The organism is Streptosporangium sp. NBC_01755 (assembly GCF_035917995.1).
Classification (GTDB): Bacteria; Actinomycetota; Actinomycetes; order Streptosporangiales; family Streptosporangiaceae; genus Streptosporangium.
In genome coordinates this window covers 4,938,567-4,962,775 of sequence record NZ_CP109131.1, presented here as the reverse complement: position 1 = coordinate 4,962,775, position 24,209 = coordinate 4,938,567, and the positions used below count along the sequence as shown (strand labels likewise).

The following is a 24,209-nucleotide window of genomic DNA, read 5'->3' as shown; positions in this document are numbered from 1 at the left end:
CCGGAAGGTTAGATGTTGAACAATCCGTCTTGGGCGGGCATGTTGCACTTGGCTGTGCGCCCCGCGATTTTCACCAGAGCCGCGAGATCGCTGAGCTGAGCGTCCTCGTCCGCGGCGCTAATGCTTCGTTCCTCAATGGAGGTCACGAACGCGCGGTCGAGAATTCTAGGCTGCCAAAGCGGCCTTTCCAGCCCTCGGCGTCCCGAGCCGGCGGGGATCTGCACTTCCCATGAGGAACGTCGCACTAGGGGCCTGCCTGACCTGCTCGGGGGTCAAGCCGGTTTGGGCCGTAACGGCTGGCGTCACCGGGGCGAACGCGGGCGGCCGGATGAGAGATGCGCTCCTGCCGACCACCGTCCACACGCCTTCCTCGTAGCGGAGTGCGAGAGCGGCGACCTCGATGGGCTGGGCCGGGTAGCCCGGGGGGTCGTCGCCTCGAAGTCGATGACCACGAACGTCGTCGCCAGGAAGGCGGGGTCTTCTGTCAAGCCACCCATGTATCCACCGTCCTCGCGGGTTCCGTGGCGTTGCCGGCCCACGCCCGCCCCATCGAGCAGAGCATGCCTGAGTGCCAGCCGCCGTAGTTCTTCTTTACGCGTGATGATGGCGAGCGTCTGCCGGGGTTAGTACACCGCGCAGCATAAGCAGACGGACATGACAGATCGTCTTCAGCGAGAGCCTGAATGGCCACGCGGAAGGCGTCGACCTCGTGGTAGGCGGTCCTGACCTGCCGAGCCTCGTCGGCTGAGAGCTAAGGGCCTCAGCCGAGCAGATGCAGAACCCTCTCGGCTTGGCGCTCCAAGGTGCCGACGGGGTTGTGAGGTGTCGCCGGGCCATCGGGGCCGAGCTGGAGGAACCAACCCAGCGCGATCAGGAGGCGAAAGTCCCGTACACGCTCGGCTTCTCCCGGCGCCAGGTCGATGTGGGCCAGCAACCGCTCGGCGTTCAGGGTGCCGTCGACGCGCGAGATGTGCTCGGTTACCTCGCCAAGTTCGAAGGCGCGATCACTGCGGCCGGAGTCTTCCCAGTCGATAAGCCACACGCGACGCTCGTGATCATCCCACAGGACGTTCGCGTGATTCCCGTCCGCCAACCCGAGAACGGGCGGCAGAGGGTTCGTGGTGAGCTTGTCAGGGGTGGCGGAGGCCAGCCAGGCGGCGCCCGCTTGGAATGCCCGCCGTACGAGGAGATCTTCGCCGAGATCGGGTTGTTTGTCTGCCAAGGTGCGGACCTTGTCCACGGCTACGACAGGTCCCCAGGGAGCAGGCTCGACGGCTTCCACTACCTGGGCCGGGATCTGGTGCAACAGGTTCAGGGCGGTGGCGAGCGCGGCGAGCTGCTCGCCGGTGGCGAGCGTGCCGCGCAGAACTCGGCCGGGCAGTCTGCTCATCGTGATCACAGGCGGATCGGCGTCGAGCGCGGCTTCGATAGGTGCGGGCGCGAGACCAGGTGCGTATTCGGCCAGGAGCGTCAGCGCGGTCCACTCCCGGTGCGGCTCTCCTCGGTCCCACGATGCGTACCGCTTGATCACGACCTCGTCGCCGAGCTCGAGGTGGTGGGTACTGAAATTGGGGTCCAAGAAGGAAGCATGTCACCGGAAGTAGCGGCTACAGCCCAGCGCGGTCAGGGGTCTGGGTGCGCGGGGTGTTCCCGGCTCTCACGCCGCGCCCGGTCGGCGAGTGGGCGCCGACGCGGGCCTCGCCGCCGCAGTGGCGGCAGATGACCATCGCGTCGAGGGTCTCGCCGCAGGAGTGCTGCCAGCGGACCGGAGGGTCGTCGGGATGCAGGTGGCGGTCGCCCCACCTCATGAGCGTGATCAGGACGTCGCACAGTTCGACGCCCGCGGGCGTGAGGTGGCACTCGAAGCGTACGGGGTGGTCGCTGTAGCGCTCCCGCCGCACGACAGCGATTCAGCTCGCGGCGTCGGTCAGGTGAAGCCGCCGGTGCGCGAGAACGGCGCAAGGGAAGGACGGACCTCGCCCGTAGATCCCACATGGGTTACCCAGGAAACCCGCGGAACACCAGCCTGGATAGGCTACGACCGCACGACCGGGCCGTTTTCTGTCGGGCCGCCGGACAGAGCGCCGGTGGTCGACAGCGATCAGGGAGGTCTGATGGCATACGACGTGGCAGCCGTACGGGCGCGTTTCCCCGCCCTCGACGAGGGCGCGGCGCACTTCGACGGGCCGGGTGGCTCACAGGTTCCCGAGCAGGTGGCGGACGCCGTGGCCGGCACCCTGCGGGCCGCCGTCGCCAACCGCGGTGCCGGAACCGTCGCCGAGCGCCGGGCCGACCGCATCGTGGTCGAGGCACGCCGGGCGATGGCCGACCTGCTCGGCGGCACGCCGACCGGCATCGTGTTCGGCCGGAGCATGACGCAGCTCACCTACGACATGGCCCGCACGCTCGCCAAGGGGTGGCGTCCCGGTGACGAGGTCGTGGTCACCAGACTGGACCATGACGCGAACATCCGGCCCTGGGTGCAGACCGCCGAGGCACACGGGGTCACCGTCCGCTGGGCCGACTTCGATCCGGAGCGCGGTGAGCTGGACGTCACCACGATCGCCGGCCTGCTCACCGAGCGCACCCGGCTGGTGGCCGTCACCGCCGCGTCGAACCTGCTGGGCACCCGCCCGGACATCCCGGCGATCGCCGAGCGGACGCACGCGGCCGGAGCGCTGCTCTACGTCGACGGCGTGCACCTGACCCCGCATGGCCCGGTCGACCTCGGAGGGCTCGGCGCCGACTTCTACGCCTGCTCACCGTACAAGTTCCTCGGCCCGCACCTGGGCGTGCTCGCCGCCGACCCCGCGCTGCTGGAGACCCTCCGCCCGGACAAGCTGCTCCCCTCCAGCGACGCGGTACCGGAACGCTTCGAGCTGGGCACCCTCCCCTACGAGCTGCTCGCCGGTACGACGGCGACGGTCGACTTCCTCGCCGGTCTCGTACCGGGCGAAGGCACCCGGCGCGAACGCCTGACCCGCTCGATGGCCGCGCTGGAACGGCACGAGGAGGCCATGCTCGGGCGGCTCGACGCGGGTCTGGCCGAGATCGGCGGAGTGACCTCGTACGGCGCGGCCTCACGCAGGCGGACCCCCACGACACTGTTCTCCATCGGCCGCGTCAGACCCGCCGACGCCTACCTGTCCCTGGCCGAACGCGGCGTCAACGCGCCCGCCGGCCACTTCTACGCGCTGGAGTGCTCCCGCCGCCTGGGCCTCGGCGACACCGGCGCGCTCCGCGCCGGAATCGCGCCCTACACCAACGAGTCCGACGTGGACCGGCTACTGAAGGGCGTCCACGAGCTGACCCGGCGAGCCTAGCCCCGCCGCGTGAAGCCCGCCCCGATCACCGACGGTCGGTCCTCAGCCGCAATTCGCGAAGATACGAAACCCAAGACTGATCTGCTGGTATTTCGCCAATTCGACCGCTCAGCCGGGATGGTGGAGCCGGTCCGCCACAGCCGAATCCCGGTCAGTCGCGCAGCACGGTGGGATCGAACTCACCGTCCTTCACCCCGCCGATGAAGGCCGGCCACTCACGCTCGTTGAAGGCCGGCTTCGGGCCGTCCGGGTTCTTGGAGTCGCGCACCAGATATAACTCGTCGGCATCGGTCTTGTGCGGGGCCAGCGCTACATCAGCCGGAACGATCGCCACTTCCACGCAGTCGGCGCCGCCGTTGCCGGTACGGCTGCTCTTACGCCAGGTGACGCCGGAGAGGTCCTCTGATGCCCCGATCACGCCCCCAAGCCGCAGGAAGGTTCGGCCCGGCAGTGAGGGACGAGCCATGGACGCGACTCGCCACGCCAGCTGCCGGGTAGGAGCCTCAGAGGCCGACCGTCTCGTCCGCTTCGGGGAAGGATTCCAGCATGTCAGTTGAGTTGAACCACACCATCGTGGCGGCCCGCGACAAGAAGGCGTCCGCCGAGTTCCTGGCAGGCGTCCTGGGCCTTGAGGTCGGGGCCCCCTACGGCCCCTTCATCCCGGTGGCGACCGGCAACGGCGTCACCCTGGACTTCGCCGACAGCCACGAGGACCGGATCGCCACCCAGCACTACGCCTTCCTGGTCTCCGAGAAGGAGTTCGACGTCATCTTCGGACGGATCCAGCAGGCCGGCATCACCTACTACGCCGACCCCTTCCACCGGCAGGTCGGGCAGATCAACCACCACGACGGCGGCCGCGGCCTCTACTTCGAGGACCCGAACCACCACAACCTGGAGATCATCACCCGCCCCTACGGCAGCGGCGGATGACGCGGGGAGCACCGACCTCTACCGATCCGGCGGAGCGCGTCGGAGATCAGGTGGGATGAGCACCATCGTGGAGATCTCCCCGGTGTGCCCGCCCGCCTCGGTGCCCTGCGCGACGACGATGTCCCGGCAGTGGCTGAGTCCCGGCGGTGGCTGAAAGCGAATATCGGGAGTTCGATCCCGAGCATGTCCGTGACACGTGTCCGCATGCGCCCACGGTACGACCCGCTCCCGGCAAATTGCAACGCGTTCTAGTACAGAACATTTAGTTGGTATTGTCGAGCAACTACAACAAGAACCTGTTTCACCGAGGCATCCGGCGCCAGATCGCGCGCGGCAGCACGCGCATCACCGCGAAGAACACCCGCAGCCTGCCGGGGACCCAGACGACCTCGGCGTCGACGCGCAACCCGGCGATCACCGCGTCGGCGACCCGGCCCGGAGTGGACGACATCGGTGCGGGAGACATGCCCTCGGTCATCCTGCCGATCACGAAACCAGGCCGGACCACCATCACCCGGGCACCCGATCCGTGCAGGGCGTCACCCAGCCCCTGCGCGAACCCGTCCAGGCCCGCCTTGGCCGAGCCGTACACGAAGTTGGCCCGGCGCACCCGCACCCCGGCCACCGAGGAGAGCACCACCAGCGTGCCGTGGCCCTGCTCGCGCAGCCGCCGCGCGGCGAAGAGCCCGGCGGACACGTGCCCGCCGTAGTTGACCGCGACCGCCTCGGCGGCGGCCACCGGGTCGGCGTCATAGACGTCCTGGCGGCCCAGCACGCCGAAGGCGGGGATGACCACGTCCAGGTCGCCGACCAGCTTCGCGGCGGCCTCGATCACCTCACCGTGCGTCTCGGGGCGGGAGGCGTCGAAGTCCAGCAGGTGCACCTCGGCGGCCCCGATCACCGGGGGCGGCCCGGCGGTGGCGGCACGGGCGGCGAGCACGACCCGGCGGGCACCGTCACGGACCAGCCGCTCGACGATCGCCAGCCCGATCTCGCTGCGCCCGCCCAGCAGCAGCACGGTGTCCACCGCGCCCAGCGCGTTCTTCATCGAACCGACCTCCTCATCGGCGTCCCGGAACCGGAACGTGTCCGCTCGCCCACCACGGGGGCCGAGTCGCACGGCACGTCACACGAACGCGGCTCAAAGGGAGAGTCTCCTGGCCAGGTCCGAGCAGAACACCCCGGCCGGATCCACCTCGTCGCGGACCTCCCGCCACTCTGCCAGCCGGGGATACATCGCGGCCATCGTCTCGGCCGACATCCGCGAGTCCTTGGCCAGGTAGATCCGCCCGCCCGCCCCGGCCACCCAGCCGTCGAACTCGCGCAGCAGCCCGGCCAGCCCCCGCCGGCCGGCGGGGATGTCCAGGGCGAGCGTCCAGCCGGGGACCGGGAAGGACAGCATCCCCGGCGTGCCCGGACCGAACCGCTTGAGCACGGTGAGAAAGGAGACCACCCCGTCGGCCGACAGCCGCGAGACGATCCGGCGCAGCGTCGCCTCCTCGCCGAAGGGCACCAGGAACTGGTACTGGACGAAACCGCGCGAGCCGTAGACCCGGTTCCAGCCGTTCACCGAGTCCAGCGGGTGGAAGAAGGGCGCGAGCCCCTGGATGAGACCGGTGCCGGGGCGCGACCTCCGGTACCAGGCCTCGTTGAAGGCCCGTACGGTCACCTGGTTGAGCAGGCCGTTCGGCGCCCAGCCGGGGGCCTTCACCGCGAAACCGGGAGCGAACGCCAGCGGGTCGGCACCGCGCGGCAGCTCGTCGCGGGTCGCGTGGTCTCCCCTGGTGAGCACGCTGCGGCCCATCCGGCCGCCGGAGGCGAGCAGGTCGATCCAGGCGACCGTGTAGCGGTAGCGGTGATCGGTGGCCGCCATCGTCTCCAGCGTGTGGTCCAGGTCCCGGGTGCGCTCGACGTCCACCCGCACCCGGGAGGTCTCGATCGGCAGGCACTGGAACACCGCCTCGGTGATCACACCGGTGAGCCCCATCCCGCCGACCGTGGCCCAGAACAGGTCGTCGCCCGGGGTCAGCGTACGGCCGGCGCCGTCGGCCGTGACGAGGGTCAGGGAGCGCAGGTGGGCGCCGAAGGAGGAGTCGGCGTGGTGGTTCTTGCCGTGCACGTCCGCCGCCACGGCCCCGCCGACCGTCACGTGCCTGGTGCCCGGGGTGACCGGGACGAACCAGCCCAGGGGCACCAGGGCGCCCATCAGGTCGTGCAGGCTCAGCCCGGCGGCGGCGACGACCAGGCCGGTTGTCTCGTCCAGGGACCACGAGGTCAGCGCGGTGCAGTCGAGGACCAGACCGCCGGAGTTCTGCGCGGCGTCGCCGTAGGAGCGGCCGAGTCCCCGGACCGCGACGCCCCGGCCCGGCGCCCGCCGCACCAGCTCGGCGACCTCCTCGGCGGAGCGGGGCCTGGCCAGGCGCGCGGGGGTCGGCGCGGTACGGCCCCAGCCGGTCAGGAAGGTCATCGAATCTCCTTGGGCATGGAGACCTCGGGCTTCGGCGCTGGAGAGGGGGTCAAGGCGGGTAGATCCCGAGGGCGAGCGAGACGAGCAGGAGCGCGACGAACACCTGGGTGGGCCGGTCGCGCAGGGCGAGCTCCTCCGGCTCCTCCCCCACTCCCCGGTCCACCAGCAGATTGTGCCGCAGCACGATGAGCAGGAAGGGCACGATGCTGATCCCGTAGAACGGTCCCGGGTGGTCGTTGAGCGCCCACAGGCAGTAGGTCACGATCATGGCGCCGGACGACATCATCCGGACACCGGCCAGGTAGCCGGGGGTGTAGGCGGCCAGGATGGCGCGGGTGGAGTTGCCGCCGGCGGAGGCGCGCAGCTCGGCCTCCCGTTTGCCCGCCACGAGCTGGAGCGAGCCGAGCGAGATCACCACAAGGAACCAGCTCGTCACCGGCACATCCACGGCGACCGCCCCGCCGAAGGCGCGGATCACGTGGCAGCCCGCGACCGCGACCAGGTCCACCACCACCTCGTGCTTGAGCCAGTAGGTGTAGGCGAAGGTCAGCGCCAGGTATCCGACGACGACGGCCGGCAGCCGCCAGTCACCCGACAGCGCGGCGAACGCCGGGGCGAGCACGATGAGCAGGACTCCGACGGTCCACGCGAGCCGTACCGAGACCAGGCCCGCCGCGACGGGGCGGTGGCGCTTGCGCGGGTGGCGGCGGTCGGCCTCGACGTCGGCGGCGTCGTTGAGCAGGTAGGTGCCGCCGGCGGCCAGGCAGAACGCCACGAAGGCGATCAGCGCGCCCAGCAGGCCCTGGGCGGTTCCCAGTACGCCGGCCGCCGCCGGGGCCGCGAACACCAGGGCGTTCTTCAGCCACTGGCGCGGGCGGCAGGCCCGGGCAAGGGCGACGGGCGAGAACCTCCGGGCGCCTGAGAGGGTGGGTTCCGGAGCGTCAGGGGAGGTGTGCCCGGCCACCGCTTTCTCGTTCACCGGAGCTCACCGCATTCCGATCGTCAGCCCCGGCCGGTCCGGCGGACCAGGAGGAATCCGGTGACCAGCAGGGCGAGCCCCAGCAGCACCAGGATCGCCGGGATCGTCACCTTGAGCAGGGTGATCTGGTTCTTGCCCTCGGTGGCGTTGCGCACCAGCTCGTCGACGGTCTGGGAGGTCATCTTGACCGTCGCCGCGAAGGCGACGATGCTGTGGGCGCCGTCCTGGGTCCTCAGGACGTCGTTGCGCTGCTGCTCCTGCTTGACCGGTGAGCCGGTCACCGGCTCGATCCAGTAGGTGTTCTTGCCCTCGTAGAACCGGTCCACCTGGACGTCGCCCTTCACGTCCTTGCCCTTCGCGTCCTTCACGCCCATGATCGAAGCGGGGATGCCATGGGTCTCGGTCTTCGTCTCCGGGGCCACCTGCTCGAACTTGTACGCCGGCAGGCCGTTGACGTCCTCCTCGCCGACGAAGGTGGCGTCGAAGGCCACGCCCGCGACGGAGTTGAAGACCTTGTAGGTCTTCTTCTCGACGTCGAAGGGGAACTTGTAGATCTGTCCCTCAAGCTTGCTGGGCTTCTTGTCGATGTTCACCGCGCAGCAGTTGATGCCCTCGCCGGTGTACTTGTTGAAAGCACTGCGCCGCTGGCCGAACGAGAAGCTCGGGTTATCGTTCGTCGGGTCGTTGACCACGGTGAACTCGTCCCAGACGACCCGGTCGCCCTGGAACTGGGACACGTCCCCGCGGGTGGTGACGGTGATGGTCAGGTCGCCGGTCATCACCTTGAGCTCCTTGGCGCTGAAGTACTGCGCCCCGGTGGCCTCCAGCTTGCTGATCCCGTATTGGGCGGCCGGAGCCGCGATCAGGTTGCCGCCGATCTGGAACCGCACCAGCGGCGCGAGCACAACGAGGAACGCCCCGACGGCTAACAGGGTCACTCCGACGACCCGACGCATCTACCCTCCTGGGGGATTACAGCATGGGGGGTTTAGGGGGAAATAAGTGGATTGACAAGACTACTGACCAGTATGTTAAGTGCAGCGACTGATCGACGCCACCGAGGGATGCGGAAAGTGACCGAAACAAGTTCTAGATCGGAACGGCTTTCTCCGCAGCCTCCCCCTAAAATATCCGGACATCTGGCCACTCTTGACGGTGTGCGGGCCATCGCCTCGTTCGCGGTGCTCGTCTTCCATGTCGCGAGCGAGTCCGGTGCCGCGCTGCGCGACGGCTTCGGCGGCGCGTTGCTCTCCCGCGGCGACGTGGCGGTGCCGATCTTCTTCGCGCTCTCCGGGCTGCTGCTCTACCGCCCCTACGCGGCCGCGCTACTGTGCGGGACCCCCGACGTCCACACCCGTTCCTACCTGTGGAAGCGGGCGGTGCGCATCCTGCCCGCCTACTGGCTGGTGGTCGTGGTGACCATGTTCATCTGGTCGCGCGACCACGTCTCCGACGCCTGGAGCTGGCTGACGCTCCTGACCCTCAACCAGAACTACGTCACCGAGCCCTGGTGGTTCGGCCTGGGGCCCAAGGGCCTGGCCCAGATGTGGAGCCTCTCGGTCGAGATGGCCTTCTACCTTCTGCTCCCGCTGCTCGCGGCGGGCCTGGCCGCCTTCGCCCGGCGCGGCGGGGCGGACGTGCACCGGCGGGCCCGGCGGCTGCTGATGGGCCTGGGCGTGCTGATCGCACTCTCCTTCGCCTGGACGCTGCTGACCTACTATCCGGAGTACCGGCCCTTCCTGAACAGCTGGCCGCCCCGGTCGATGATCTTCTTCGCCGTGGGGATGGCGCTGGCCGTGGTGCTGGCCTGGATCCGCGCCACCCCGGACACCGACTCCCCCGCCCGGCGTTTCGAACGGGCGGTGTGGGCCTCCCCCGGCTCGTGGTGGCTGGTCGCCGCCCTGGCGTACGCCGTCGCCGCCTCCCCCGTGACCGGAACCCGCTTCCTCGGCATCGACGGCGTCTGGTCGGGCCTGTTCGAGCTGGCCCTCTACGCGATCGTGGCCCTGTGCCTGCTCGTCCCGGCCACGCTGCCACCGCCGGGCGACTCACCGGTGAAGGCCCTGCTCGCCAACCCGGTGATGGGCTTCCTCGGCCGCATCTCCTACGGCGTCTTCCTCTGGCAGTTCGCGGCCATCTACCTGTGGTACGGCTTCACCGAGCAGCAGCAGTTCTCCGGCGACTTCCTGGCCAACCTGGTCCCCATCACCGTCATCACGCTCGTGATGGCCACCCTGACCTACCTGTTCGTGGAACAGCCCGCCCAGCGTCTCAACCGCCTCGTGCGCCCGCCCCTGCGCCCGGAGCCCGCGGAGGGATCGGACCTGCAACCCGTACGGCGGACCCCGGAGACCTCCAAGGGCTAGGAGGGCTGCTCACATGTACGACCCGACCCGGTACGGTGGCCGGACCCGAGAGACCTCCAAGAGGCTAGAAGGGCTGCTCGCCCTCGGCGACCGGCGCCCCGAGTGCGACGCCGGTCAGGCAGAGCGGGGCCGTCGGGTCGTCCATCACGATGTTCATCCCCTTGCCCACCCCCGTCACCGGGAAGTGGACGAGGCCGTCTGAGGTCTTCTTCAGGCTGAGCACGATCCGTTCCTCACCGACCTGCACGGTCACCGAGACCGGCCGGTCGGAGACGTAGGCCAGCGCGCCCGCCGTGGCCTTCCCGCCGAAGGAGACCGCGTCGGGGAAGAACGCGGTGCCGTCCAGGGTCCGCATGCACCGCTCGCCCTCGCCCCTGGTGGCCAGGAAGCCGAAGATGCTCATCCGCACCAGCCTGCCTTCCCGGTTGAAGACCTTGGCGTCCTCCGAGGGTTCCGGGTGCGCCATCCTGACCCGTACGGTCGGGCGGGCCAGCGGGGCGAGCAGGTGGCTGCTGAGCCGCCGTTCACCGTTGACCGGGAGCACGATGTCGTCGGGGAGTGTGGTCGGATAGATCACCACGTTGTCCGGCGCCGCGGCGAGCTGAGCGGCGGCCGTGTCGAGGTAGGAGCGGACGCGGTCGCCGGTGAGGGTGTCCCGATAGGCGCCGATCGAGATCGTCGACAGCATGAGGTAGGCACTCGAGGTCAGCCCCGCGGCTAGGACGAGCGCGGACGGCGCGGGCAGCGCGTGGCGGTAGGCGCCGCTCTCCCCCCTGACCGGCAGCAGGGCGAGCCCCAGGCAGATCATCAGGACGACCACCGCGTCCGCGACGTAACGGCTCTCCAGGCCCACCAGCGACGTGTAGTTGCCCCGGGCGATCACCGTGGGGATCGCGTCGGCGAGCAGCAGGTAGCCGCCCAGGACGAGCCACGCCCGCAGCGCGCGGCGCCGGTAGAGGACGGTGATCACCAGCAGGACCGCCAGGACCGCCCAGGAGACGGCGACGAGGACGTCGGAGGGGGCGGTCAGGCCGCCGGTCGGGGTCGGCGCCCAGTCGACAGGACCGCCGATCGCCCCGCTGGGGAACGTCCGGCCCAGCAGGAGCGAGAACAGGTCGGCGGCCACGCCGGGATCGGGCACCGAGGCGCCCTCCCCCGGCGCCGTTCCCATCCTGGCGAGATAGACGATCGTGTAGGTGGCGAGCGCCATCACGTGCACCGACCAGAGCCGCCAGTGCCGCCGTACCTCGCCGAGCATCGAGGAGATCCAGCCCGTCTCCCTCTCCCGCAGGAAGGCGGTGGTCAGGGCGAAGAGCAGGAAGGTGACGAAGACCCCCTTGGTGCTGAAGGCCATGCCGACCACGCACCACGCCAGCGCGTGCCGGCCGTACCGGGCGCCCTCGCCGTGAGCGAAACGGACCTGGCCGGTCAGCGCGAGTACCAGGGCGAGCTGGAGCGGCACCGCGTTGATGGCGGCCGCCCACCAGCCAAAGGCCGGGATCGTCAGCGGGGAGAACAGGAACAGGGCCAGCAGCGGCAGGATCGCCGGCCGGGTGCCGAACAGGATCCGCAGCAGCCTGAGCGCCAGCACGCTGAGCAGCGCCTGCGCGACGAACGTGACACCGGCCACCAGCAGCCAGTCGTAGGGCGCGATGCGCGAGAGCACCCAGGTCAGCGCGAGGGCGCCGGGCATGAAGTGCCCCTTGTGCACCCGGGTCACGAAGTCGAGGGTGAGGTCGCTCTGGTAGGCGTCGCCGACGAAGAGCAGGTCGTCCTCGACGAAGTAGGAGTCGCGCAGGATCAGCACCCGCAGCACGAGCGACACCACGATGAGCAGGGCGGCGCCGAGCAGCACCGGGCTGCGGAGGGCCGCCGGCCAGCCGGGCAGCACGATCCGCAGCGCCGACGGCTCCGGCCGCTCCGGGCGTTCCGTCTCCGCGGCCTCCACCGGCCCTCCCCCTTCTAGCTCCCCGTGTTCCGGCAAAACAGCCTACGAGTGTGAAAAGTTCGCTGGCAACGCGGTGTTATGCTCCGCTCCACCTGGTTCGTTCTACTCCGTGGAGGAGCAGCATTGGAGACCTCCCGGGCACCGTTCCGTGCTACCCTGGGCCGGTCCATCGCCCTGCTCGGCGGCTTCCGCAAGGAGCAGAGCGATCCGGACTTCTTCTACGGCATGCTGGCCCGGGACACGGTGGCCCAGCTCGCCTCCTACACCGAACTGGACGGCGCGCTCGTCGCCGACGTCGGTGGCGGCCCCGGCTACTTCACGGACGTGCTGCGGTCCGTGGGCGCCCGGCCGGTCTGCGTGGACTGCGACGCGGGCGAGATGACGGCCCGCCAGGGCGCCGCTCCGGAGGGCGCGGTGCTGGGCAGCGCGCTCGACCTGCCGCTGGCGACCGGCTCGGTGGATGTCTGCTTCTCCTCCAACGTGCTGGAGCACGTGCCGGAACCGTGGCGGATGGCCGACGAGATGGTCCGGGTGACCCGCCCCGGCGGTGTGATCTACCTGTCCTTCACCAACTGGCTCTCGCCCTGGGGCGGCCACGAGACCTCGCCCTGGCACTACCTCGGCGGCCACCGCGCCGCCGAACGCTACACCCGCAGGTACGGCAGACCGCCCAAGAACGTCTACGGCGCCGGCCTCTATCCCGTCTCGGTCGGCGCGGCGCTGCGCTGGGCCAGGCGGCAGCCGGACGCCACGGTCCTGGACGCCCTGCCCCGCTACCACCCGCGCTGGGCGACCCCGGTGATCCACGTTCCCGGGCTGCGCGAGATCGTGAGCTGGAACCTGCTGCTCATCCTGCGCCGCCACTGACCGCCTCCTCCGGTACCGCCATGCCGAGCACCACCGCGCGCAGGCAGACCCCGTCGTCCTGGACCGAGATCCGCCCTGGCCCCGATGCCGCCGCGGCCGGCAGGTAGACCCGGTCCCGGCCGGCCCTGAGCGGGACCTCGGCCCGCCGCCCGTCCCCGAGCACCGTCGCGCGCGTGTCCCTCGGCACCCGGTAGTCGATGTGGAAGATGTTCCCCTCGTACCCGGCGGGCAGGTCGGCGACGGCGGTGCGGTCGCTCAGCGGGAGGCAGCCGCCGTCCCAGGCCGCCACCTGGGCGCCGCTCATCCGTGCTCACGCTCCGGAGCGGCACCGACGGGCTCCGGAGCCCGGGGAGGTCTTCGAGGACGCAGGCCCCAGAAGACCAGCGCCAGACCGGCGGCGAGGAAGACCCCGGGCAGCAGATCGCGGACGACGAGGACCCAGCGGGTGAAGGCACGGACGTCGGAGACCCGGGCGGCGACGTCCTCATCGGACATCACCAGGTCGGCCCTGAGGCTCTTCTTGCGCTCGATGCCGTCGGGGGTGCGCAGGCCCTGGCGGTGCCGTTCCCTCACCTTCACGGTCAGGCCGCTCTCCGGCTCGACCCAGAGCGTGCGGGTCACCTGGGCGTAGCGGGAGACGCCGATGGCCCGCCAGCCGGGCAGGCCCAGCACCTTGCCGGGGAACTGCTCGGGGAAGTCCTCGATCTTCACTGGGCCGGCCGTGTAGGTGTAGCGGTAGGTCCGCAGACCGTTGATCTGCTCCTGGCGCTCGTAGCGGAGCGGGACGGCCAGCCGGAGCGTCGTGTCGTACATCGGGTACGAGCGCGGCTCGGCGCGGAACGGCAGGCGGAAGGCCAGGCCCGACTGCCGGGCGTCGGGGTCCTCGTCGACGTAGGTCTCGCAGCAGTCGACGACCATCCCGGTACGGCGGTCGAAGGCGGTCCGACGCTCGTGATAGTCGATCCTGTCCCCGGCGGAGGTCGTTAATGAGGTGAACTCCACCCACACCGCCGTGTCCGCGGTCCCGGCTCCGGCGTCCCCGCTCAACGTCGTGGTGGACACCAGCGGGACACCCGTGTGCGAGGTCAGCGTGCCCATGTCGAAGTAGTCGGCGTCCAGCGCGACCATCCGGTAGGTCCTGCCCTGCTCCAGTGGCAGGACCAGCACGCTCTCGTAGACGTAGAAGCGGAGCAGCGCGGCGAGCGTGAGAAGGAAGGCGCCCGCGCCCGTGAACACCGCCCGGGGGATCCTGGCCCGGGTCACCGGCCCACCACCGTCGATTCGGACTCGGGTGCCGGCCGCCGGGCCGACGCGCGGCGCGGCGGCGCGGGCGCCTCGGCCGGAGCGCGACCGGCCACCTCGGCCGGAGCGCGACCGGGAAGCGCGGCCGCCAGCCAGGCGAGCACCAGCAGGCAGAGCACCTGCGGCACGACACCGGTCAGCGGCCCGGTGAACACCTCGGTCGCGTCGAGGCCGCCGTACCGGGTGCCGGCGGCGAGCGCGAGACCTGCCAGGCCGATCGGCACGACGAGCGCCCAGGGGGTGGCCGCCGCGCCCGCCAGCCCGGGGAGCACGCCGAGACGGGCGTGCCTGGCCTGGGCCACCGCCTCCAGCCAGGCGAACAGGGCCGTCGCCCCGGTGATGATCGCCATCCCCGCGAAGCCTCCGGTCCACAGGCCGAGGAGCGGGACGAGCGGCCAGACCCAGGCCGCCCGGATCACGGCGGGCCTCGCCCCCCGCGACTTGGCCGGCCAGGCGGAACGGATGAGCGCCAACGCCGCCACCGGCAGCACCAGCGTCCAGCCGCCGACCAGCGCCATACGGTAGGCGGAGTCGGGCTCGTAGCGCATGGTCACGACGCCCTGGCCGGCAGGAAGTTCCCACGCCTGCCGCCAGCCGTCCAGCCTGACCGGTGTCAGCCGCCTGCCGCCGAGGGAGGCCTGCCAGCCGACGTTGTGGTTCTCGTTGACCACCAGGTAGGAGGGGCCCGTGGTGGAGACCCGCACCCGGCGCTCCTCCTGCCCCCATACCTGCGCGGTGGCGGGCGTGGCCGTGATCGCGCGCCGGGCATCGGCTGCGGACGTCCGCACGACCATCGACTCGATCCTGAAGGCGTCGCCGGGGGACGCGCTGATCCGCACCTCCCCTGCGCCCGGCTCGACCGGCTCGCAGGCCCGGTAGCCGAGCGGGCGGCCGTTGACCACGTCGTCCAGCGTGCCGCTGACGATCTGGGTGGCCACCGGGTTGCCGTTCACGGTGAGCGTGGGACCGTAGCCGCAGGGCAGCCTCAGCGGGAACGGCCTCAGCGAGCCGAACGGTTTCACTCTCGGGATGGTGATCTCCGAGACCTCGATCGGCCGGGACGCCGGGGCGGTGAAGCCGATCTCCAGGCGGTCCGTGCGGATCGGCGCGAAGGAGACGCGCCCGTTGGCGCCTACCCAGCCCTGCGCGGTACGGCCGCCGCCACGCACGCTCACCTTGATCGGCGGCTGCCCCACGAAGGAGTCGGGAAAGAGGACCATGATCTGCGAGATCGTGGTCTTCTTGCCGAGCTTGACGGTCAGCGTCGGGTGGCGGTCGAAGGTCTGGGCGTACCAGGCCGTGTCCAGATCGCCGTCCATGGCCGCGCGGCCGAGCACGGCCGGATGGTCGACCAGCGTGGAGGAGGCGCTCACCTGGGGGTAGGCGCCCGGGATGGTGGTGAGCAGCTGGGCGGAGGCGGGGTCGGTGAGCACGGTCCTGCCGGTGACGACGCGTTCCCCCGCGCTCTGGACCGTGAAGATGCGGTCGAAGCCGGAGCCGTCCTCGCCGGTGATCTCCAGGGACGGCGAGCAGGTCCAGGTCGCCGAGCCGTGCATGCACGGCGACGCGGTCCCCTGGCGGGTCAGCAGCACCGTGTCGGGATCCCGCTCACCGTCGGCGGGAACGACGATGCTGCGTGTCGCCCGCACACCGGGAATCGCGACCTCGGTGATGCCGACCCGGGTGCCGACCCGCGACGCGGGCTCTGAGACCAGCTTGGTGACCCGGATCCGCAGCCGGGAGGTCTTGCCGGCCGGCGGGTTCAGCAGCTGCGGTTCCGCCGAGTCCGCGACCGGTACCAGCCGCGTTCCCGCGTCGGTCTCCAGGGCGACCTCCGCCACGGCGGGCCCGAGCGTCCCCTGCTCGAACGCGACAGTGATCTTCGGCATGTCGACGGGCTCGGCGAGGCGCACCTCCAGCCACTCCCCGACGGCTCCGTTCCAGCCGTCGGAGCGCCATCCGGTGCGCGGGTCGGCGTCCAGCGCCGCGTACGGCTGCCGTCCCGGGTCGCGCCGGTCACCGGCCCCGATCTGTGACTCGGCGGAGGAGGCCCGCACGTCAAGGATGCCGGAGTAGCGGGCGGTCGCGGTGGCGGCGGTCCAGGCGGGGTCGGTGAGGTCGCTCTCCCCGTCGCGTTCCGGCGACTGCTCCTCGGTGAGCGTGGCGGTGCCGATGCGGCGCAGGTCGCCGAAGACGATCTCGCGGCGGCGCAGCGTGTCGGTCACCACGGTGTTCTCCGGAGACGTCGCGCCCGCTCCGGACTCGTCGCCGACCACCATCGGCCGGTCGTCGTCGAGCAGGCCCTCCTCCGCGAGGGCCAGCGCCGCCTCCGGTGCCCCGGTCACCCGGAGGACCCCCTCGCGGGGCACCGTGGCGACGAGCGGCGCGGGGTCGGGGACCGCGTAGACCTCCAGAGCCTGGTAGGGCTGCTCGAACCAGCCGGCGGCCGTCGTGCTGGCCCTGGTCCCGATCTCCGGGCCGAAGGCGGCGACCCGTTCCAGGCCGGTGGACTCGGCGATGGTCTCGTGGACCCGCGCCGGCCAGGCCGTGCCCAGGCTCTCCCTCGCCAGGTCGTTGCGGACGAGCAGGTAGGTGACCCCGATCCGGCGCAGCGCCGAGGTGAGACCCGGCGAGCCCCGGCCGGTGGCGAAGCGCTCGTCCACCGCCTGGATCAGGCGGGCCAGCCCCGGCGACCCCCAGGGCACGTTGGTGTGGGTGGCCCAGCGCACGGTCAGCAGCGACTGCATGGGCTCGTCCATCGGGCGGCCCCACAGGTATTCGCCCCGGCGCGATCCGGGCGCGGCCAGCACCATGCCGTCCCCGGTGTTCCGGTTCAGCCAGGTCGCGGCGTCCCGCCAGTAGGAGGGCACCTCGTCGAAAGCGCCGGCGGGGGTCGTTCCCGCGGTGGCGACGGGCAGCGCGCTGAGCGCGACGAGGACCGCGGACGCCGCGAGGACGGGTCTGCGCAGCCGCACGGGAGCGGCCAGTGGCAGGGCGGCCAGGCCGAGGGCGAGCGGTAGCCGCAGCAGCGCGTCGAATTTGTGCAGGTTGCGGAAGGCCGCGAGGGGACCGTCGAACAGCGCCCTCACCTGCTCGGTCCACGGGTGGGCGAGCACGTCGGTGTGCCCGGCGGAGACGATCACGACCCCGGCCAGCAGGCTGATCGTGAGGAACGCCCGCTCCGGGGTGGCGCGGGCGGCGATCCCGGCGAGGCCGAGCCCGGCGACCAGCGCGGTCAGCGCGATCAGCGCGGGAGATGTCGCCTGCTCGAACGCCGCGGGCAGGAACGCCTCCCCGTCGACGGGCAGGAACGAGAGCCAGCCCGAGGTGCCGCGCAGGACATTGATCAGCGAGGTGACGTACGTGGTGGCGGAGGCGGTCTCGATGAAGGGCAGGAAGGAGAAGATGTAGCGGCCCATCACCAGCAGGGGCAGCAGCCACCACATCGACACCGCGCCCACGCAGCCCAGCCACCACAGCAGCAGGTGCCTCATGCGGGGTCCGCGCTTCCGGGTCAGCAGGTACAGCAGCGGCACGACGAGCACGGCGAGCACGGCCACGGCGTTGATCCCGCCGGCGAACAGGAGGGCCAGCGCCGACAGGGCCGCCGCCCTGCGCGGGCTCGCCCGCTGCCTGGCGCCGTGCACGAGCGGCAGCAGGATCCAGGGCAGCACCGCGCTCGGCTGGAACTCCGAGGAGTTGATCCCGATCAGCGCGACGGCGTGCGGTGCCAGGGCGTAGGCGAGCCCGGCCAGGACGCGGGTGGCGGGGGTGCCGATGTCCATCGCGCGGGCCACCCGCTCGACGCCGACGAACGCGGCGCACAGCACCAGGGTCATCCACAGTCGCTGGATGTTCCAGGGGGGCATGTCCAGCGCCTCGAAGAGCGCGTAGAACGGGCCCATCGGGAACAGGTAGCCGTACGCCTGATTCTGCAGGTGGCCGAAGAACGCGCCGTCCCACAGGTGCATCGCCCGGGCGAGGAAGCCGAGGGGGTTGAGCGCCATGTCGAGCTTGGTCTCGGAGATGACCTGGCCGGGCGAGGTGTTGAACGCGATTGCCCCGAGCAGGAGGCAGCCGGCCAGCAGATGCAGCCGGTGCCGTAGCCGGGCGGGCCCGCCTTCCGTGCTGTCAGGGGTCAATGCGGTGCTCAAATGGGGTCGGTCTCACCCATGGCGAGATGGAGGTCGGAGGTCCGGACCGGCGAGCTCACGGCGCTCACAGGCTGCTGTCGACGGACTGCTGCGGGGAGCTCTGTGGCGATAAGTCTGGTCATAGTAGCGCCAGTTCTTCCCCAGGTGAACTCACCTGCCCAGGTCCGGCAGGCCTGCTGGATCGCCGTGCGCCGCACGGGGTCGGCCAGCTCCTCGATCGCCCGGTCCACCGCGTCCGCGAGCGTCTCACCGTCACGGACCAGCCAGCCGGTCACGCCGTCCTTGATCGAGTCACGTAGCCCGGCGACGTCGTAGGCGACCGTGGGCACGCCGAAGGCGGCCGCCTCGATCACGGTGAGACCCCAGCCCTCGAACTCCGAGGCGGTCACGTTCAGCAGGGCTGAGCCGAGCACGGCGTTCTTGCCCGATTCGCTGAGGAATCCGTGCAGATGCACGCGGTCGGCGACGCCCAGCTCGGCCGCCGTCGCCAGCAGGGCGTCGGTCTCCGGCCCGCGGCCCACCACGTGTACGCGCAGGTCCGGACGGCTCTCGGCCAGCTCGGCCGCCAGGCCGACGACGCGGTCGACCCGTTTGTGGCCGACCAACCGGCCCAGGTAGACCAAGGCGGGGTCGCCGGGCAGGGTGTGCCGCGCGGCCGAGCGGGCCACCGAGCTGCCGTTGGGGACGACCTGGATCGGGGCCAGCCAGCGCAGCCTGGTACGGAGGTCCGTCCTGGACGACTCGGAAACCGTGATCGTGGTGCGGCGGCGGTAGAGCAGCCGGGCCACGGGCCCCTCGATGAAGCAGCCGATCCTGGCCAGCCAGGAGGGCAGGAAGGCGTGGAACTGCCGGTCGTGCACGTGGTGCACCAGGCAGAGCACCGTGGTACGGCGCCGCACCACGAGGGGGGAGAAGAACGGGATGCCGTTCATCGAGTCGATGACCACGTCGAAGCGGCGGCGGTGCAGCAGCAGCCAGAGCGGTACGAGCAGGTAGACGAGGTAGCGGTTGCCCATCCTGCGCAGCTCGACACCGTTGCGCCGCTCGGCTCCGGCCTGGCCGGGCTCGCGGCCGGTCACGAAGTGGACCGAGGCCCCCTGCGCGATCAGGTGGCGGCTGACCTGCCAGGCGTATTCCTCGGCACCGCCGGCCGCCGACTGCTGTGGCTCGCGAAAGTTCAGCACCGCCACCCGGACTCCGCGCAGGGACGCCTCGGGGGTCTCGATGACCTCCACGCTCAGGTTGGGCCACGACGGGTCGAACAGACGGGATCCGGCGTTCACGTCCCCGCCGGAAAAGGCCACGGTGTCGGCCACATTGTCTCCTCGGTCCTCTGCGGCGGCACGCGCCCGACTCGGGGCATGGCAGAGCCACACCCCCTTGTCTCCCAATGACGTTCAGCCTGAGTGGCTGGGAAAAACCGTGTCCGAGGGGCCCTTACCCGGCCCCCCGGATCACCTGTCGCCGTAGTTGTACAGAGGCCTGTTGGGCGGCTCCGGCGTGGGCGCGGCCACGTTCACCATTGCCACGGAGGCACCTACCGCAAGCACCGCACCAACGGCCAGGGCTGCGATCACTCGTAACACTGAGCTCTCCCTCCAGAATTCGGACAGTGTGCCGAGAGTAGGACGCGATTCACCTCATAATCCATAGTTTTGGGAAAAATGTGACGGATAAGGTTACCGCCGGGTAGCGCGAAGAGTTGAGGGTATGCCCAGCTCAGGCGGGTGCTTCGAGGCGCAGGAGTCGGAGTTCGTGCCCCTGGAAGACAGTCGTCGAACCGTGGAACGGGTCACCGCCCCCTGGGATGTGAAATGAGTTGCCACCCCCATAAATAAGAACATAACGGATATTTAACCCTGCTAGCGCCACCATTCGCCCACCCGGCTCGGCGCCCAGCGCCGCCTCCACCGCGGCGGACGCCGGACTCTCCGCCCCGACCCGCAGCCTGCCACCTCCGGGCAGCCCCACCAGCAGCGCGTCGTTCCAGAGCACCCGGCGCCGGAACATCTTGGTCGCGGGATCGAGGATCACCCGATGGCCGTTCCAGCCGAACGCCCGGTGCGCCCCCCACGGCAGCGACAGCAGCGCCCCCGGCGCGGGGTCGGCGTTCACGATCGCCTGGACCTCCCGCCACTCGTCCGGGTAGTCCACCGCCGACAGCCTGCCGAACACGCCGAGGGCGAAGGTGGGCAGGACCAGGATCGGGACGGCCACCGCGACGGCTGCGACGGCGCGCGAGTTCCAGCGCGCGACGACCGCGGCCAGGCCCACCGCCTGCAGCAGGACGAACGGGGCAAGGTACAGCTGCCCGTCGCGGAGCGGCCCGAACCCGGGCCACCAGCCGATCAGGCCGCCCAGCGCGCCGGGCGCGAAGGCTCCCGCCAGCGCCACCGCCAACCCGGCCACCGCCGCCACCGCCAGCCCCGCCCGGTACGACTTCGCCGCCCCGGCACCGTGGGGCGCCGGCGAGCCGGAGAGGCGAAAGAACCCCCAGACGGCGACCGCGGCGAGCACCAGTCGTACGATCGCCGACCACCAGGTCTCCTGGCCCGGCAGGACGGCGTGGGCGTTCCAGATCCCGCCGAGCGAGAGCAGGCTGCCGACCGTACCCAGTGGACCGTCGGCCCGGGCCGCGAACGCCCAGGCCCCAGCCGGATCGGTCACGGCCCGGCTACTCAGCGCGGGCACCAGCCACGGCAGGCTCAGCACCGCCATGACCAGCGCGACCTCCACCACCCGCCGGACCCGCACCCTCCTGGCGGAGGTCGCGCCGGCCCCCGGCGCGGGCGTTCCCCCGGTCACCACCGACGCGGGCGTTCCCCCGGCCGCCACCGACGCGGTCGCCCCCGGCGCGGTCGCCGCCGTCGCGAGCAGGGCGGGCGCGGCGACCAACATCGCCTGGAACCCGCCCACCGCCGCCGGGAGCAGCGCGGCGACCAGCCGCGACCGCCCGCCGAGCGCCACCGCGCGCACCGCCCAGGGCAGCCCCGCGACCCCCAGCAACAGTGCCCACTGGCCGAGCAGGAGCCGCTGGGCGAGGTAGGCGTTCCAGGTGTAGAAGGCCGCCGCCGCCAGGCGGGGCCCCAGCTTCCCCGAGGGCACCAGCGTGGCCGCGCCGGACGCGGCCAGCACGAAGATTCCCAGCAGGACGACCTTCTGGACCACCTGCTCGGGGACGATCCAGGAAAGGAACGCGACCACCAGGTCACTGGGCACCGCCCGGGGAAACCCCTCCCCGGGAAGGACCGGCGGCGGATCGGGCACGAACACCATGTCGTACCTGAGCACGAATCCCGGCCCCAGCGCGGGACCGAGAGCGAGCAGCCCGAACAGCAGCCCGAGCAGGGCGGGCGCGAACCGCTTCGCTGTCTCGCCCCAGTCGCCGCCCATGCTGACCGACTTTATGTGCTTGCTCCGGATATACATGCATATATCCGGAGTCACGGACTACTTGCCCGGTTCCGGATCGCCGGGCAGCCGAGCATGCACTCACCGATGATGTTGAGCCGCGGACTACTTGCCCGGTTCCGGATCGCGGGGCAGGCCGAGCATGCGCTCACCGATGATGTTGAGCTGCACCTCCGTGGTACCGCCGTAGATCGTCATGGCGCGGGTGGCGAGCACGGCGCGGTTCCAGTAACCGGCGTCGCCGAGCTTCATGTCCGCGGCGACGACGGCCGAGGAGCCGAGCAGCGAGACCGCGCACTCCGAGACGTGCTGGGCGTGCGAGGTGGACAGCAGCTTGCGGACCGAGGCGTCGGCGCCGGGCTCGGCGCCGGTCAGCTGCTTCAGGGTCACCCGCAGGCCGAGGGCGGCGATCGAGTGCCCCTCGCAGACGACCCGCGCCAGCTCCTGTCGCTCGGCGGCGGTCAGTTCCCGGCCGAGACGTCCGACCAGGCCGAGCAGGTCGGGAACGGACGCGCCGGTGCCGCCCGAGCCACCCGAGAGCGAGACCCGCTCGTTGGACAGGGTGTTCCTCGCCACCTTCCAGCCCTGGCCCACCTCGCCGACGACCATCTCGTCCGGAACGAACACGTCGTCGAGGAAGACCTCGTTGAACAGGTTCTCACCGGTCATCTCGGTGAGCGGCCTGACCGTGACGCCGGCGGCCTTCATGTCGACGATGAAGTAGGTGATGCCCTCGTGCTTGGAACCCGCCGAGGAGTTGCGGGCGATGCAGATGCCCCACTCGGCGACGTGCGCCACGGAGGTCCAGATCTTCTGGCCGTTGAGCCGCCAGCCGCCCTCGACCTTCTCGGCCTTCATCTGCAGGGACGCGAGGTCGGAGCCGGCGCCGGGCTCGGAGAAGAGCTGGCACCAGATCATCTCGCCGCTCAGCGTGGGGAGCAGGAAGCTCTCCTGCTGCTCGGGGGTGCCGTACGCGACGATCGACGGCACCACCCAGGCACCGATGATCATCTGGGGTAGCTTGACCCCGGCGGCCTTGAGCTCCTGGAAGATGAGAACCTGCTCCAGCGGCTTGGCGTCGCGGCCCCACGGCCTGGCCAGGTGCGGCATGACGTAGCCGGCCTTGGCCAGCGCCCGCTTCTGCTCCTCGCCCTCCAGCGCGGCGAAGGCGGCGACCTCGGCCCGGATGCTCTCGCGCAGCTCGGCGGCCTCCTCCGGCAGCTCGATCTCCAGCTCCCTGCTCACACCGTTCAGCGCCAGCTCGGCGACCGACTCGGCCCACTCGCTGGAGGGGCCGAGCAGGGCGCGCAGGGTCAGCGCGCGGCGGTAGTACAGGTGGGCGTCGTGCTCGTAGGTGTAGCCGATGCCGCCGAAGATCTGCACGGCGTCCTTGGCGCAGAGCACCGCCGCGTCGGGGGCCATCACGCCCGCGATCGCGGTGGCGTAGGCCGGTTCGTCCGCCGAGACGCCGCCGTCCGCGGCGCGGGCGGCATCCCACACCGTCGCGCGGGCCTGCTCCAAGGCGACGAGCATCCGGGCGGCCTTGTGCTTGACACCCTGGAACTGCCCGATCGGGCGGCCGAACTGCACGCGGACCTTGGCGTACTCCGCGGCGGCGGTCACGCACCACGACGCGACGCCCGCGGCCTCGGCCCCGAGCAGGATCGCGGCCAGGTTGAGCACCTCGGGGCCCTGCAGCCCGTCGAGGACCCGCCCGGCCGGTACGGTGACCGCGTCCAGCTCGACCTTGGCCACGCCCCGGGTGATGTCGAGCGAGCCGACCGGCGTCACGGTCGCCGCGGAGGCGTCCACCGCGACCCACTCCTCGCCGCGGTCCGTGCTCACCGGGAGCACCAGGACGTCGGCCAGTGCGCCGCCCAGCACCAGATCGGCGGCGCCGCCGATCGTCAGGGCGCCGTCCTCGCCGTGGGTGCCGGTGATCGAGGCGGTCAGCGCGACCGCGCCGGTCAGCGTGCCGTCGGCGAGGCCGGGCAGGAGCTCGGCGTGGGCCTTGCCGTCGGAGGCGAGGATCGCGGCACTGGCGAGCACCGTGGGAACGTAGGGACCCGGGGCGACGCGCTCGCCGAGGGCCTCGACGGCGACGGCGGTCTCCAGCAGGCCGTAGCCGCTGCCGCCGTGCTCCTCGGGAATGTGCAGGCCGAGCAGGCCCTGGTCGGCCAGTCCCGACCAGAAGCCGGGGCGCTCCTCGCCCTCTGCCGCGATGATGGCGCGCACGACCTCGGACGGGATGTTGCGCTCCGCCCACCCGGTCACCGATTCCCGGAGCGCCTCGTGCTCCTCGCTCAATCCGATCGCCATTACAGCCTCCAGACGCGATTCAATGCCAGAACCATATTCTAGAAGGTGCTTCCATCACAACGCGTGAACCCTTACCACCGGGTACGCCGCCCCCTGCCGTCGCGGCCCACCGGCGACCACGGAGGGCCCGGCTCCCACGG

General features: G+C 71.1%; 18 protein-coding genes. 4 read left to right on the top strand and 14 right to left on the bottom strand.

The features are described from left to right. Positions 1 to 760: 760 nt before the first annotated feature. A complete protein-coding gene (locus OG884_RS23735; RefSeq protein ID WP_326636286.1) occupies positions 761 to 1,579 on the bottom strand; it encodes a phosphotransferase family protein in 819 nt (272 codons plus the stop codon). A 28-nt stretch (positions 1,580 to 1,607) separates the two neighbouring features. Then, positions 1,608 to 1,901 (bottom strand): winged helix-turn-helix transcriptional regulator, encoded by a 294-nt coding sequence (locus OG884_RS23730; protein ID WP_326636284.1) that lies wholly within the window; start codon positions 1,899 to 1,901, stop codon positions 1,608 to 1,610. 213 nt (positions 1,902 to 2,114) lie between these two features. Between OG884_RS23730 and OG884_RS23725 the strand changes: the two genes are divergently transcribed. After that, a complete protein-coding gene (locus OG884_RS23725) occupies positions 2,115 to 3,323 on the top strand; it encodes a cysteine desulfurase-like protein (RefSeq protein ID WP_326636282.1) in 1,209 nt (402 codons plus the stop codon). A gap of 151 nt (positions 3,324 to 3,474) precedes the next feature. On the opposite strand, the gene OG884_RS23720 is transcribed toward OG884_RS23725, so the two are convergent. Further along, positions 3,475 to 3,741, bottom strand: a complete 267-nt coding sequence (locus tag OG884_RS23720; protein WP_326636280.1) for a DUF397 domain-containing protein — start codon at positions 3,739 to 3,741, stop codon at positions 3,475 to 3,477. Positions 3,742 to 3,869: 128 nt separating this feature from the next. On the opposite strand from OG884_RS23720, the gene OG884_RS23715 reads away from it, so the two are divergent. Beyond that, positions 3,870 to 4,256, top strand: coding sequence for a VOC family protein (locus OG884_RS23715; protein ID WP_326636278.1), 387 nt, complete (start codon positions 3,870 to 3,872; stop codon positions 4,254 to 4,256). 301 nt (positions 4,257 to 4,557) lie between these two features. Here the strand turns inward: OG884_RS23715 and OG884_RS23710 are convergent, their stop codons facing one another. The 4 genes from OG884_RS23710 to OG884_RS23695 form a co-directional block, all read right to left on the bottom strand. After that, entirely contained in the window at positions 4,558 to 5,304 is a 747-nt protein-coding gene (locus tag OG884_RS23710; protein WP_326636276.1) for an SDR family NAD(P)-dependent oxidoreductase, read from the bottom strand. A gap of 93 nt (positions 5,305 to 5,397) precedes the next feature. Beyond that, a complete protein-coding gene (locus tag OG884_RS23705; RefSeq protein ID WP_326636274.1) occupies positions 5,398 to 6,723 on the bottom strand; it encodes an FAD-binding oxidoreductase in 1,326 nt (441 codons plus the stop codon). Between the two features lie 49 nt (positions 6,724 to 6,772). Beyond that, the gene (locus OG884_RS23700; RefSeq protein WP_326636272.1) at positions 6,773 to 7,702 is read right to left on the bottom strand and encodes a decaprenyl-phosphate phosphoribosyltransferase; all 930 of its coding nucleotides are present in this window, start codon (positions 7,700 to 7,702) and stop codon (positions 6,773 to 6,775) included. Between the two features lie 23 nt (positions 7,703 to 7,725). Continuing rightward, positions 7,726 to 8,658, bottom strand: a complete 933-nt coding sequence (locus OG884_RS23695) for a DUF3068 domain-containing protein (RefSeq protein ID WP_326636270.1) — start codon at positions 8,656 to 8,658, stop codon at positions 7,726 to 7,728. Between the two features lie 201 nt (positions 8,659 to 8,859). On the opposite strand from OG884_RS23695, the gene OG884_RS23690 reads away from it, so the two are divergent. Continuing rightward, positions 8,860 to 10,068, top strand: coding sequence for an acyltransferase family protein (locus OG884_RS23690; RefSeq protein ID WP_326636268.1), 1,209 nt, complete (start codon positions 8,860 to 8,862; stop codon positions 10,066 to 10,068). A gap of 64 nt (positions 10,069 to 10,132) precedes the next feature. On the opposite strand, the gene OG884_RS23685 is transcribed toward OG884_RS23690, so the two are convergent. After that, entirely contained in the window at positions 10,133 to 12,016 is a 1,884-nt protein-coding gene (locus tag OG884_RS23685; protein WP_326636266.1) for a hypothetical protein, read from the bottom strand. Between the two features lie 78 nt (positions 12,017 to 12,094). On the opposite strand from OG884_RS23685, the gene OG884_RS23680 reads away from it, so the two are divergent. Then, on the top strand, positions 12,095 to 12,883 hold the full coding sequence (locus OG884_RS23680) for a methyltransferase domain-containing protein (protein ID WP_442811510.1): 789 nt from the start codon (positions 12,095 to 12,097) through the stop codon (positions 12,881 to 12,883). Here OG884_RS23680 and OG884_RS23675 read toward each other — a convergent pair. From OG884_RS23675 to OG884_RS23650, 6 genes are all read right to left on the bottom strand, one after another. After that, the gene (locus OG884_RS23675; protein ID WP_326636263.1) at positions 12,864 to 13,187 is read right to left on the bottom strand and encodes a hypothetical protein; all 324 of its coding nucleotides are present in this window, start codon (positions 13,185 to 13,187) and stop codon (positions 12,864 to 12,866) included. The genes OG884_RS23680 and OG884_RS23675 overlap by 20 nt on opposite strands. Next, entirely contained in the window at positions 13,184 to 14,146 is a 963-nt protein-coding gene (locus OG884_RS23670; protein ID WP_326636262.1) for a DUF3068 domain-containing protein, read from the bottom strand. Before OG884_RS23670 ends, OG884_RS23675 begins: the two co-directional genes overlap by 4 nt. Then, positions 14,143 to 18,339, bottom strand: coding sequence for an alpha-(1->3)-arabinofuranosyltransferase domain-containing protein (locus tag OG884_RS23665; protein WP_326636260.1), 4,197 nt, complete (start codon positions 18,337 to 18,339; stop codon positions 14,143 to 14,145). The genes OG884_RS23670 and OG884_RS23665 overlap by 4 nt, the downstream gene beginning before the upstream one ends. Further along, a complete protein-coding gene (locus OG884_RS23660) occupies positions 18,336 to 19,655 on the bottom strand; it encodes a glycosyltransferase family 4 protein (RefSeq protein WP_326636258.1) in 1,320 nt (439 codons plus the stop codon). The genes OG884_RS23665 and OG884_RS23660 overlap by 4 nt, the downstream gene beginning before the upstream one ends. Before the next feature lie 403 nt (positions 19,656 to 20,058). After that, complete coding sequence (locus OG884_RS23655; protein ID WP_326636256.1) at positions 20,059 to 21,732, bottom strand: hypothetical protein; 1,674 nt, start codon at positions 21,730 to 21,732, stop codon at positions 20,059 to 20,061. A gap of 123 nt (positions 21,733 to 21,855) precedes the next feature. Further along, positions 21,856 to 24,069, bottom strand: a complete 2,214-nt coding sequence (locus tag OG884_RS23650) for an acyl-CoA dehydrogenase (protein ID WP_326636254.1) — start codon at positions 24,067 to 24,069, stop codon at positions 21,856 to 21,858. Positions 24,070 to 24,209 lie beyond the last annotated feature (140 nt).